Origin of the sequence: Aegicerativicinus sediminis (genome assembly GCF_015476115.1) — a bacterium.
Classification (GTDB): domain Bacteria; phylum Bacteroidota; class Bacteroidia; order Flavobacteriales; family Flavobacteriaceae; genus Aegicerativicinus; species Aegicerativicinus sediminis.
In genome coordinates, this window is record NZ_CP064295.1 from 1082880 (window position 1) to 1095110 (window position 12231).

General features: G+C 33.8%; 13 protein-coding genes. All 13 read left to right on the forward strand.

The annotated features are described in order from the left end of the window. Positions 1–115: 115 nt before the first annotated feature. The 13 genes from ISU00_RS04835 (at position 116) to ISU00_RS04895 (ending at position 12165) form a co-directional block, all read left to right on the forward strand. On the forward strand, positions 116–862 hold the full coding sequence (locus ISU00_RS04835) for a DUF6090 family protein (RefSeq protein ID WP_228852914.1): 747 nt from the start codon (positions 116–118) through the stop codon (positions 860–862). Positions 863–1018: 156 nt separating this feature from the next. Then, positions 1019–1828, forward strand: coding sequence for a phytanoyl-CoA dioxygenase family protein (locus ISU00_RS04840; protein WP_228852915.1), 810 nt, complete (start codon positions 1019–1021; stop codon positions 1826–1828). Between the two features lie 195 nt (positions 1829–2023). Further along, entirely contained in the window at positions 2024–2773 is a 750-nt protein-coding gene (locus ISU00_RS04845) for a DUF6090 family protein (RefSeq protein ID WP_228852916.1), read from the forward strand. Positions 2774–2850: 77 nt separating this feature from the next. Continuing rightward, entirely contained in the window at positions 2851–3651 is an 801-nt protein-coding gene (locus ISU00_RS04850) for a DUF6090 family protein (RefSeq protein WP_228852917.1), read from the forward strand. A 172-nt stretch (positions 3652–3823) separates the two neighbouring features. Continuing rightward, positions 3824–5005: a heparan-alpha-glucosaminide N-acetyltransferase domain-containing protein gene (locus tag ISU00_RS04855; RefSeq protein WP_228852918.1), complete on the forward strand. Its 1182-nt coding sequence runs from the start codon at positions 3824–3826 to the stop codon at positions 5003–5005. 195 nt (positions 5006–5200) lie between these two features. Beyond that, complete coding sequence (locus ISU00_RS04860; RefSeq protein WP_228852919.1) at positions 5201–6730, forward strand: amidase; 1530 nt, start codon at positions 5201–5203, stop codon at positions 6728–6730. Between the two features lie 28 nt (positions 6731–6758). Beyond that, positions 6759–7229: a YybH family protein gene (locus ISU00_RS04865; protein WP_228852920.1), complete on the forward strand. Its 471-nt coding sequence runs from the start codon at positions 6759–6761 to the stop codon at positions 7227–7229. Between the two features lie 156 nt (positions 7230–7385). After that, on the forward strand, positions 7386–8234 hold the full coding sequence (locus ISU00_RS04870) for an alpha/beta hydrolase (protein WP_228852921.1): 849 nt from the start codon (positions 7386–7388) through the stop codon (positions 8232–8234). A 111-nt stretch (positions 8235–8345) separates the two neighbouring features. Then, on the forward strand, positions 8346–8804 hold the full coding sequence (locus tag ISU00_RS04875) for an SRPBCC family protein (RefSeq protein ID WP_228852922.1): 459 nt from the start codon (positions 8346–8348) through the stop codon (positions 8802–8804). A 204-nt stretch (positions 8805–9008) separates the two neighbouring features. Continuing rightward, complete coding sequence (locus tag ISU00_RS04880; protein ID WP_228852923.1) at positions 9009–9491, forward strand: hypothetical protein; 483 nt, start codon at positions 9009–9011, stop codon at positions 9489–9491. A gap of 371 nt (positions 9492–9862) precedes the next feature. Next, positions 9863–10381, forward strand: a complete 519-nt coding sequence (locus ISU00_RS04885; protein WP_228852924.1) for a RidA family protein — start codon at positions 9863–9865, stop codon at positions 10379–10381. A gap of 135 nt (positions 10382–10516) precedes the next feature. Continuing rightward, positions 10517–11296, forward strand: coding sequence for a DUF6090 family protein (locus tag ISU00_RS04890; protein WP_228852925.1), 780 nt, complete (start codon positions 10517–10519; stop codon positions 11294–11296). A gap of 32 nt (positions 11297–11328) precedes the next feature. Beyond that, positions 11329–12165, forward strand: coding sequence for a cyclase family protein (locus ISU00_RS04895; protein WP_228852926.1), 837 nt, complete (start codon positions 11329–11331; stop codon positions 12163–12165). The last annotated feature ends 66 nt before the right edge of the window (positions 12166–12231 follow it).

The window sequence follows — 12231 nt, forward strand, 5'->3', positions numbered from 1 at the left end:
GTTGTAGGGGGATAGACTTTTAATTGCGTTTATTTTTAAATTGCGATATAAAAGAAATAAACGCAATTGTGCGTTTATCCATACGTCGTGCTTCATTATAACCAACCGCTAACCAATGATAAAATTCTTTAGAAAAATTAGACAAAACTTACTTGTGGAAAACAAAACTGGAAAGTATCTGAAATATGCTATTGGAGAAATAGTTCTTGTTGTTATTGGAATTTTAATAGCAGTACAGATTAATAATTGGAATGAAAACAGGAGACTAAAAACTCAAGAGTTAAAAATACTATTGGATTTTAAAGAAAGTCTTTATGCAGATTCTATCTATCGTAATAGCAGTACGAAAGTATACGATAAGGCAAGAAAATCTATGGATTACTTGATAGCATATATGGAAAACGACCTCCCATATAGAGATTCTTTAAAATACCATTTTGCAAATATAGCTGTTGATTGGGGTTTGTCTTATGACTTTTCAACTTATGAAGCTTTAAAATCTAAAGATCTAAATCTAATATCCAATGCAGAATTAAGGTCTGATATCATTAGCTACTATCGATATGCTGAAAATTTGGCGACAAATTTCACTAAACGATATGCGGATAATATAGATAACGCCTCAAGAACAATATTTAGTAAACATTTTAATCAAATGTGGTCGGGTAGAGTCGATAGTCCACAAAGTGAAATGATTCCTAACGACTATGAGCAGCTAAAAAAAGATTCAGAGTTTAGATATTTTTTAAAGACACTGAAAAATCAGAATTATTGGTTTATTGAGAATGTTACCAATCAATCAAATGATTTTTATCAGCAAATTTCCGATCAAATAGAAAATGAAATAAAAAAGTTAAAATAACGAAAGCACAACATTGGCTATAATTCATTGTGGCAGGATTTCCTAAACGGAAATCCTTAACTTCAAGCCATTGTAAGATTTCGGGCGGAATGTTCACTGCGTGAAATTCCACAACGAAATCATAGCCTAACCGTTGGCAGTAATTAATAAAACGAAATGGATTTAAGCATTTTAGAGGAATTTTATGAAATAAAACAAGAGCAAATAGATTTCTATAAAGAAAATGAGTTTATTAAAATAAAAGACGTTTTAACACCTGAGATAATAAACTATTTTAATTCAATAATTTCTGAAAAAGTCTCAGAATTGAATAAAATCGAAATCCCTATTGAAGAACGTGATATTTATGGGAAAGCATTCCTTCAATTATTCAATCTTTGGACACAAGATGAGCAAATTAAAAAGCTAATATTTAGTGAACGTTTAGCAAAAATTGCAACTGATTTAATGCAGATTGACGGAGTAAGAATTTATCATGACCAAGCACTTTTCAAAGAATCAGGAGGAGGAATTACACCTTGGCATGCCGACCAACATTATTGGCCTTTGTCTTCTAATAAAACAATTACGATTTGGATTCCTTTACAAAAAACTCCTTTAGAGATGGGACCACTTGAATTTAGCGCAGGAAGTCAAAAGATCAAGTTAGGAAGAGAATTATCAATTAGTGATGAAAGCGAACAAGTGATTAGAAACAATCTTAAAATAAATAATTTTCCTCACATTATAGAGCCATTTGATATTGGCGAAGTTAGCTTTCATTCGGGATGGATTTTCCATAGAGCAGGTGCTAATATTTCTAAAGAAACTCGAAAAGTAATGACAATTATCTACATGGATAAAGATATGATATTGAAAAAGCCAGAAAACAAAGGGCAAATGAATGATTTGAAAACTTGGTGTCCTGGTGTTAATGTAGGAGAAAATATAAATTCTATTTTAAACCCAATACTCTTTCAAAAATAACTACTGCCAACAAAAGCTATAATCCATTGCTCGCTATGGTAATAAACCAAAAAACAGTAACTTTAACTTGGTTCGATTTCTACTCCGAAATTCTACCGAATTTCCTCGCAACGGAATCATAGCCAAACCGTTGTGCTTCATTATTAAGAAAATGCAATCCATTAAATATTATATCTTTAGAGAAACTAACCTCTAATGATTAAATTCTTCCGGAGAATCCGACAAAAATTTCTGTCTGAAAACAATTTCAGTAAGTATCTTATTTATGCAATTGGAGAAATAATATTGGTTGTTGTTGGAATTTTAATTGCCTTGCAGATTAATAATTGGAATGAAAATCGCATTCTCCTTAAAAAAGAAAATCATTATCTAAATGAAATTATTACAAATCTTGAAGGCGATATTACCAAAATAAATGAAATATTAAATTTCAATCAAATAAAAGACTCGCTTTTGGATGATACCATAAATCCATTAATGGACTTTGAGGGGGATGATGAAATCACACAGGTGATAGCGAAAAATTTTCAATCCAATAGCGAGTATAACGTTTTTGAACAAAATAATGCTGCCTATACAAATATGTTACAAGCAGAAAATATTGGACTAATACAAAATGATACCTTAAGACAAAAACTTACATACTACTACCAGCAAAACGAAGAGTTAAAAACTGGTACAGCCTTGCGGATTAAGGGATTGACGCGAGAGTTTACAGATATTTCAGTTAAATTAATTTTCAACAAATCAACAATAACTCAAATTATAGGAAGAGAAAATAATTGGCCAATAAAAATCGAATTAAACCGAGAAGATAAAGCCAATATTCTTTCTTATTTAATCAATATTAAAGACAATATTTACTTCTATAACATTAGATTAAATCGGGTAATGGAAGAGGCTCAAGAATTGAGAAAATCAATAGTTAATAACTTGAAAAAATAACGAAGCACAACAATGTAAATGAGCGATTGAAACGGCTCAGATACGAACGGTTTCAAATTATGACTTATCAATAACCTATGATAAAATTCTTTAGAAAAATTAGACAAAAAATGCTGGCAGAAAATAAGTTCGGAAAATATCTAACCTATGCTATCGGAGAAATCGTCCTTGTTGTTATTGGAATATTAATTGCCCTTCAAATTAATAACTGGAATCAAGAGAGGTTAAATAAAAAACAAGAACATCAAATTTTATCACAACTTTTAAAAGAGTATACCAGTAATTTAAAACAAATCAATCAAAAGATCGAGATTAGAAAGGAAATGTTGAATTCGTGTTTTAGACTTTTACAATATCAAAATGAAAAACCTGAATCAATTGATCAAGATAGTCTTGATGCTTTTCTCTTTAGGATTACCATAAGACCTACCTTCGATCCAGAACTTAGTGTGAGTAATGAATTGATAAATTCTGGTAAGCTCTATTTAATAGAAAACACAGATTTAAGAAACAATGTTTCATCCTATTCCAGTTTTCTAAGTGAACTGAATGAAGAGGAATTGGCAATATTTGATTTAACAGAAAAACAATTAATTCCTTTTTTAAGAGAAAACTATCAAATTGGGCGGATGATGATGGTACTTTTAGATGACAAAGAATTAAGAGCCAAAATAACTATGGGTGAAGTTAATAATTACGATACTATGAAAAATCTAGTTCAAAAATCGGACTATAAAAATTTATTAAGTCATCCAGATTTTGAAGACTATTTATTACAGTTGATTAGTTATACGGCCTACACAAATGACCAGTCGACAGGGGTTAAAGAAAAAACCACAACTATAATTGATTTAATAAGAACTGAATTAAAAAAATAGTATTCCAGTTAAAGGTATAACGCACATCCGTTTATAAATTGAAACTACTGTTTCGCTTTTCTTATGTTATAATCGGAATAAGCTCTTCAACCAAAATTCCCTCATTTTACTATCTTAGTTTCAACCAACGCAAGGCTACTTTTTACAAACCGTTGCGTTGCTGAAAATTTATATGGAAAATAAAAGGCTTGCATCAATCGATATTCTCAGATCACTTACTATGTTACTCATGATATGGGTCAACGACTTCTGGACTCTTAAGAAGATTCCTAAATGGTTACAGCACGCTGAAGCCTCAGAGGATTATTTGGGGTTCTCTGATATTATTTTCCCTTTATTTCTATTCATTGTAGGCCTAAGTATTCCACTTGCAATTGAACATCGCAGGAGAAAAGGACAATCGTATTGGCATATTGGAAAACATACCCTTATACGATCAGCCTCATTAATAATCATCGGGGTTTTTATGGTTAATTATGAAACGATTCATGCTGAAAGTTTACTTATAAATCGCTTTCTTTTTTGCATTATCATGGCCCTAGGGGTAGGGTTTATTTGGATGAATTGGAATCGGAGCCCAGTACCTAAAAAATGGCACCTTCCTCTACAATTATTTGGGGTAGTCCTTTTTGTTTTTTTAGCCATAATTTATAAAGGTGGTGAACATGGAGAATTATGGATGACCACGCAGTGGTGGGGAATTTTAGGTCTTATCGGCTGGGCCTATCTAATTAATGTACTGCTCTTTTTGTCTTTTAAAGGGAATCTAGCTTTTATGGCAGGAGTATTCCTCCTATTTACGACCCTTGCCGCCTTAGAGTTTTCTATAGGCTTGCCACCTTTGCCAGATAGTTTGTTTTTTTTACAACCGATTTACAGCGGAACAATACCAGCCTTTACATCTGCTGGAATTATAGCAACTTTAGTCGTTAAAAATCTGTCAACAAAGAAAGAATATTTTACTCCTATAACCCTCGTTGCCGTAGGTTCTATTTGCCTAGCCTTTGGACTTTTAACAAGACCCATATGGGGTATTTCCAAAATATTGGGTACACCTTCTTGGCTAGGAATATGTGCAGGGATTGGATTTATTGTGTTTGCAATAATTCATGTCGTTGCAGATTTAAAAGGAAAAACCAAATGGGCAAGTTTAATTTCTGCAGCTGGAACTGCAACATTTACTTGTTATATGCTCCCTTACATTATTGACCCTTCAATTCAATTAATTGGAATTAATCTGCCCGAACCACTTTACATTGGCATTATTGGACTGATAAAATCATTCATTTATGCATTGTTTGTGGTTCTTTTAACTGGAATGTTAGAAAGGCAAGGATTCAAACTTAAACTTTAAGTAATTAATCCAATAGAAATGCTTAATCATTCTAGTCCTTAAAATATAGTTCAACTAGAATAATTGTTAACATGATATAATTGCGATGCCATCACTAAACAAATCAACTGCTTTATACTATCTTAGATTTCAGTAAATTGTATTGCAGCCTTAAGCAAACCGTTTAAGACAAATTCTTGTAATTCAGCATACCATATGAAATTCTTATCTGCTTTATTGTTTGCCATAATTCTTTTCAGCTGTAAAAACACACCAGAAAAAGAGACTACTATAAATCTTGAGGAAATAACCATAGAGCAAATTCATCAAGACTATCTTGCCGGAACATACACTTGTCAAGAACTAGTAAAAGCTTATATCGAACGCATCCATAAGCTAGATTCCTCTATAAATTCAATCACTTTCATCAACCCAGAAGCCTTGGAAGTTGCTAAAGGTCTAGATGACGAATTTCAAAAAAGTAAAGATTTGAGGCCTCTTCACGGTATTCCAATAATCGTAAAGGACAATATCAATGTTAAAGGGATTCCGACAACCGCTGGTTCTATTGCCTTGGCAAATTATTATCCGGAAGAAGATGCCTTCATCATTAAAAAATTAAAGGATGCTGGAGCCATTATCATTGCAAAATCTAACATGGCTGAATGGGCATTTTCTCCCATGCATTCTGAAAGCTCAACTCAGGGCACCACTAGGAATCCTTATAATCTAGATTATGTTCCCGCCGGATCTAGCGGTGGAACAGCGGCTTCAATTGCAGCTAACTTTGGAACCGTTGGGTTAGGTACAGACACAGGCAACTCCATAAGAGGTCCTTCTTCACATTGCTCTTTGGTGGGTTTCAGAACCACCTTGGGCCTCGTAAGCAGAAGTGGAATAGTCCCCTTAATGTTGCGCAATGACGTTGTTGGCCCCATGTGTCGCTCCGTAGCAGATGCTACCAGAGTAATGGAAGTAATGATTGGCAATGATCCAAAAGATCCCATTACAGAATATTCAAAAGGAAACACTCGTAATGATTACCAACAGTTTTTGGTTAAAAATGGATTGGAAGGATCTAGAATTGGTGTGTTAAGGCAGTTAATGGAAGGGAATACTGACCCTGAAATTGCAACTTTATTCAACAAAGCGTTGGCTGATCTTAGCTCCTTAGGGGCTGAAGTGGTGGATTCAGTCAGGGTATCAAATTTTGAAGAACTCCGGAAGGATCAGTGGTGTAGCACCTTCAAACAAGATGTAGAGGATTTTTTGATCGATTATGTTCATTCAGATTCTCTTAAAACCATTGAAGATATTATTAAAATTGGCACAAATTCTGAATTTGCCAAAAGTAGACTTGAAGGTTATGCAAATAAAACAGATAGGTGGGGTGATATTCTCGTACCTTGCCTTAATGCCTATGAAGATTCTAGGCGGATTGATTTTAGAGTTGCAATTAGACAAGTGATGGATTCCCTAAAACTGGATGCTATCGTATATCCAACTTGGAATAATAAGCCCGCAAGAATAGATAGATTTCAAGAAGAATACAAAGGGGATAATAGTCAAGTTATCAGTCCCCATACTGGTCAACCAGCTTTTACCGTTCCGATGGGATTTACAACCAACAATCTCCCCGCAGGAATTCAATTTTTGGGAAGAATGTATGATGAAGGAGTGCTAATAAAATTGGCTTATGGGTATGAACAGGGTACTAAGCATAGAAAACCACCTCAATTGAATTAACTTCATATAACCAACCAAATAGACTAAAATGAAAAAATTCACACTGTTATTTTCTCTATTAATAGCACTGTATTTATTCAGTGGTTGTAATCAAAAAGCGAACAACGAGAATATCCAACCTCAAACTAAGGATATGGCAACTCTGGAAAAAGAAATTGAATTACGCATTCGTGATTACGAAAATTATTTACGAAATGGAGATTCTATCGCATTGGGAAATATGTATGCCGAAGATGCCGAAATTATTCCATCTATTGTTGGCAGGGAAAATATTATTAAAACCTTTGGGGCCAATATCCGAAACAACATAACAGGCTCAAGTTTCAAAACCAACCATTTGTGGGGTAATGAACAATTGCTTGTAGAGGATGGAACCGGGGCATGGTATTATTCAGATGGAACGTTAGTTAGTAGTGGACGGTACCTACTGGTTTGGGTAAAGGATGATAGGGAATGGAAAATACTTCGAGACACTTGGTTCCCAGATAAGAAAAAATAAAGAGATTCAATAAGTCGATTATCCTTTGCGTTAAAACCGCTTGATTTATAAGTTCATATGAATTTTATTTCACATCAAAGCAACTGTATTTTAGTATATTAGATAGTAATTAAAACTGGATTCGATTTAACTAATCGATGGAAACTATTTTACTTCATGGGTAAGAAAATTGTAACTTTAAAATTGATTTCAATTGTTCTGTTGATTTCAATTTCAGGCCACGTTTGCTACGCCCAACCGAAGCAGTTGAAAGCTGATAGCTATTCAAAATCCAAACCTACACAAACTTTCAGTATCAAGTCTAATTATGCAAAGGACAGGGAATACATCATGCATGTTACCTATGCAATAGATTCTTTGATTCCTGGGAAAAAGTATCCTTTGCTTTATTATACCGATGGTTGGTTAAACGTTGATTTTTTTAACCAAGCCGGAGATTGGCTGAGTTATTATAAGGAAATCGAACCTGTGATTTTGATTGGTATTTCTTTTATGGCGACTGAAAATGAGTGGTCAGAACTAAGGAAAGAAGATTTTTTGCCTCCTCAAACTGATCCAAATAAAGTCTCAGGATCAAAGAATTTTTTGAATTTTATAAGCAAAGAACTAATTCCATATGTTGAGGAACATTACCCTGTGGACCCATCTGATCGTGGCTTATTCGGGTACTCGTTTGGAGGCTTATTTACTACCTGGGTATTGAAAGAACATCCAAAGTTGTTTAAGAGGATTGGGATCTCAAGTCCATCGCTTTGGTTTGATGATTTTAATCTTTTAAAAGATCCCAAACTTGCTGAGAGTATAGCCAGTCTAAACGACCAAAAAATATTCGTGGAGTATGGAAGTTCGGAAAGTGAAAATCAAAAAACAGGCGGCGAATCCCTTTTCGAAATACTGAATTCAAATAACCAAATCCAACTGAAAAAATTTGTTTTAGATGGAGGACATTATTCCGCTTATCCAGAAACCATAATAAAGACATTAACGTATTTGTATAATAGATGATTATAACAGACTCCACCCTTTTTTGGAATGGAAAACAAATGCTTGCCTTAACTAATGCTGAATAGAAGAATCGTTTAAATACTACAAAGTAAATTATCCAATACATTAACCATGAAAAAACTCCAATATAAGAAAGACATCAACGCCTCTGCGGAAAAAGTTTATAACACCATGCTTGGTATTAAAAATATTGAAACCTATGAGCAGTGGACAGCTGAATTTAACCCCACCTCCACCTATGAAGGAAATTGGGAAAAGGGATCAAAAATTTACTTTATAGGAACGGATGAAAATGGCAAAAAAGGAGGGATGGTTTCTGAAATTGCCGAAAACATTCCATTCAGCTTTGTTTCTATAAGACATTTTGGAATCTTAGATGGCGACAATGAAATTACTGAGGGGCCAGAAGTTGAAAAATGGGCTGGTGGATTAGAAAATTACTCATTCCAAGAAACGAACGGTGTTACAACCGTAACAATTGAAACCGATATAACAGAGGACTATTTAGATTATTTTAATTCCACTTGGCCAAGAGCCTTGAATAGGCTTAAGGAACTTGCGGAAAAATAGAAGTCATATCGTTGATGCCAATTCGCAACACAACAACGAGGTATTTAAAAACGGCCAAAGACTTTCGCTAATGAATAACGGATTTTTGGCAGGAATGCATAAAAATTTAGTTCAATGTATTGGAGAATTGGTTGACTTAATTGCTGAAGAAATCAAAAAATGATGAAGATCAATAACAGGAATAATTCTTAGGTCAAATATAGAATGATCAAGCTTATTATCATTTTTCTAATGATTGAGGTTTTGTTTCTAATTCCTTCCTATTTTTTGTATAAGAAGTATTTGAAAAGGAAAATTGCAGTAAAGAACCTAAAAACCTACACTTTTTTAGCAACCTTGTTAATGCCCATAATTTGGACTTCCCTATTTATTGGTATCTGTTATGTATTAATAAATCCCTTGTGGAGATCCAAAGATTTTAATTCTAACGACTGGATTGAAAATGTCGATTCCCGATATAGAATGGTTAACGACTTAAGGCAAAACGTCCTTATTGGAAAAGACAAAACTGAGGTGCTTATAATTCTTGGGGAGAACGATGGGGAGTGCGGTTATAAACAAAGCACAAACACCATCTGTTATCTAGTTCCTGATCCCGACAATTTTGGAATTCTGGATCACTATGAATTAGTTATTGTATTTAACGAATCAGGAAAAGTTATTGAGGTAACCTCTGAATTGATTTAAATTCCCGTTAATTCTATCCGCAGAATTATTTGTAATTCCATGCTACAATCTATTTCCTATTCCTATTACATTAGGAATTAGCACTCTTCAAAGTACCTACATTTTATTATCTTAGTTCTCTCCCGAGAATTAAGATTATCAAACTGTTAAGCCTTTTTACAATTAGTCATTGGGCAATGAGTATAATTCAAACATTAATAATTTACAATTTAGTCTAATGATATCAAAAGTTCTTACCTATCTTATTAAGAAAACATTTATCATCTTATTGAGCTGCATGGCTTTTAAATTTAAAAATTAGAATAATGAAATTCATAAAATAACGGGGAAGCTGAAACCCGAACAAAGTAGGCAATTAAACAACCAACCTTATGAAAAAACTAACCAACCTAATTACCTTATTGGCATTCACTTTTGTTTTAACAACAGGGTTCCAAAGCTGCGAGCAAACACAAAAAGAAGAAATTGAAGAAGCAGAAACAGAGGTAATTATTCAACCTGAAAAACCTGAATATTTTTTGCTGCGGCCAGAAGTAGAAAAGGCTTATGGATATTCCCATGCCGTGAAAATTGGAAATACAATCAAAATTTCAGGAGCTGTAAGTATGGACGATGAAGGAAATCCAACTGCAATTGGAGATGTTGAACAGCAAATGAAAAACTGTTACGCAGACCTGGAAAAGGTTTTGAACCATTTTGGTTGCACATTTGACGACGTTGTAGTAGAAAATGTATTTACGACCAACATGCCCGTGTTCCTTGAAAAATCCGTCTATAGAAATGAAATATACAAGAATCATTTCCCTACTGGCACTTGGGTTGGAGTAAAAGAATTAGCGTTGCCAGAATTTATGGTTGAAATTGAATTGGAAGTTCATAAATCTAATTAAACATTAAAGATCCTTTTCTTCGGCATCTTGAACTTTGGCATAACTAACAATTGATTATGACAAACAATTAAGGAGGACGGAAAACCTGAAACCAACCAAATGTTAAAATTTTTTCGACAAATTAGATTTGACCTTATGGAGGAAAATAAGACTGGAAAGTATCTCAAATATGCATTCGGAGAAATTATCCTTGTTGTGATAGGAATATTGATTGCGTTGCAAGTTAACAATTGGAACCAGGATCGCATCGCAAAAATGGAAGCCGAAATCTTTCATGAACGTTTAAAAGAAGACCTTCTAAGTGAAAAAACAATCTTGCTTGAAAGAATTGAATACTATAGTAAAGTCGAACAGCATGCCAAAAATGTCGTTAATACGCTAACTGACAAATCAAATGCCTTAGATTCCCAATTCTTAATTGATTTTTATCAAGCTTCTCAACAATGGATGTACCGCAATGTACGAGACACCTATGACGAACTTATTTCCACTGGAAACATAAAACTCATTCCAAATAAAAATCTGCGTAAAAGAATTGGACTTTATTATGATGAAACCGATGTATATATGAGGGTTTGGTTTAAGGTAACCGACTATAGAGATTTAGCAAGAAGCCATATCCCATATGACGTACAAGAAAAAATTAGGGATGCCTGTGAAATCTGGAACAAAGTCGACCAAGAAAAGGGTGGAAATCAAATTTTAGATGATTGCAGCCCCAATCTCACTGATGAAGAGATTTCAAGAAGTATTGCCTTATTGAATCAAAATGACTATTTACAAAACGACACCTACTTGGCGGCCGCAAATCGACGTGTTTCAGATCTTTATCAAAAAATCGGATTATATAAAATTAAGCTAAATGGAAATGAGGAATTGTTAAACTTGTTAGAGAATAATAACCCCAACCAATGATAAAGTTTTTTAGACAAATTAAATTTTAGCTCATGGAAAAACAAATTAACAGTATAACATTGGTATTGACAATGTTCATTTTTTTGGTTGCCTGCAACCATCAAAAAAGCAACTCAGAAGAATCTCAACCTTCTATTCCCAAGGATATTTCAGAAAGAAAATTGGTGGATCTTTCACATGCTTATTCAGATGAAACCGTTTATTGGGTTACGGCTAAAGAATTTAAATTAGATACCGTATTCAATGGCCAGACCGATAAAGGTTATTATTATTCTGCTAATGACTTTAGCACCGCTGAACATGGGGGAACCCATATTGATGCCCCCATTCATTTTGCCAAAGGGGGACAATCCGTACATGAAATCCCAATCGAAAATTTAATTGGGAAGGCAATTAAAATAGACGTTTCATCAAAGTCAATCAATAATCCAGATTATTTAATCACCATTGATGATATAAGGGAATGGGAAATTCAAGAAAATATCCAAATCCCTGAAGGAAGCATCATTTTATTGCAAACAGGACATTCAAAATTCTACCCAAATAAGATAAAATATTTAGGGACAGATGAACGCGGTGAAGAGGCAATAAAGAAACTTCATTTTCCTGGGCTTTCTGCGGAAGCCGCACGTTGGTTAGTAGATAACCGAAGTATCAATGCAATTGGCATTGATACTCCAAGTATTGATTTCGGACAATCTCAATATTTCGAAAGTCATGTTATTTTACTTTCACAAAATATTCCGGCCTTTGAAAATCTTACAAATTTGGAACAATTGCCAAACAAAGGCTTTGATGTGATTGCATTACCAATGAAAATAAAAGATGGTAGCGGGGCCCCACTTCGTATTATAGCGCTAATGGAATAAAACTATTTAGAAGAATTGTAAGAAAAAGGTTTAAAAATGAAGAACGTAAGCCTCAATTCTAATTGG

Excerpts from the sequence above, each read along its gene's own strand:
- ISU00_RS04835 (WP_228852914.1), top strand. The coding sequence starts at position 116 with ATGATAAAATTCTTTAGAAAAATTAGACAAAACTTACTTGTGGAAAAC.
- ISU00_RS04840 (WP_228852915.1), top strand. The coding sequence starts at position 1,019 with ATGGATTTAAGCATTTTAGAGGAATTTTATGAAATAAAACAAGAGCAA.
- ISU00_RS04845 (WP_228852916.1), top strand. The coding sequence starts at position 2,024 with ATGATTAAATTCTTCCGGAGAATCCGACAAAAATTTCTGTCTGAAAAC.
- ISU00_RS04850 (WP_228852917.1), top strand. The coding sequence starts at position 2,851 with ATGATAAAATTCTTTAGAAAAATTAGACAAAAAATGCTGGCAGAAAAT.
- ISU00_RS04855 (WP_228852918.1), top strand. The coding sequence starts at position 3,824 with ATGGAAAATAAAAGGCTTGCATCAATCGATATTCTCAGATCACTTACT.
- ISU00_RS04860 (WP_228852919.1), top strand. The coding sequence starts at position 5,201 with ATGAAATTCTTATCTGCTTTATTGTTTGCCATAATTCTTTTCAGCTGT.
- ISU00_RS04865 (WP_228852920.1), top strand. The coding sequence starts at position 6,759 with ATGAAAAAATTCACACTGTTATTTTCTCTATTAATAGCACTGTATTTA.
- ISU00_RS04870 (WP_228852921.1), top strand. The coding sequence starts at position 7,386 with ATGGGTAAGAAAATTGTAACTTTAAAATTGATTTCAATTGTTCTGTTG.
- ISU00_RS04875 (WP_228852922.1), top strand. The coding sequence starts at position 8,346 with ATGAAAAAACTCCAATATAAGAAAGACATCAACGCCTCTGCGGAAAAA.
- ISU00_RS04880 (WP_228852923.1), top strand. The coding sequence starts at position 9,009 with ATGATCAAGCTTATTATCATTTTTCTAATGATTGAGGTTTTGTTTCTA.
- ISU00_RS04885 (WP_228852924.1), top strand. The coding sequence starts at position 9,863 with ATGAAAAAACTAACCAACCTAATTACCTTATTGGCATTCACTTTTGTT.
- ISU00_RS04890 (WP_228852925.1), top strand. The coding sequence starts at position 10,517 with ATGGAGGAAAATAAGACTGGAAAGTATCTCAAATATGCATTCGGAGAA.
- ISU00_RS04895 (WP_228852926.1), top strand. The coding sequence starts at position 11,329 with ATGGAAAAACAAATTAACAGTATAACATTGGTATTGACAATGTTCATT.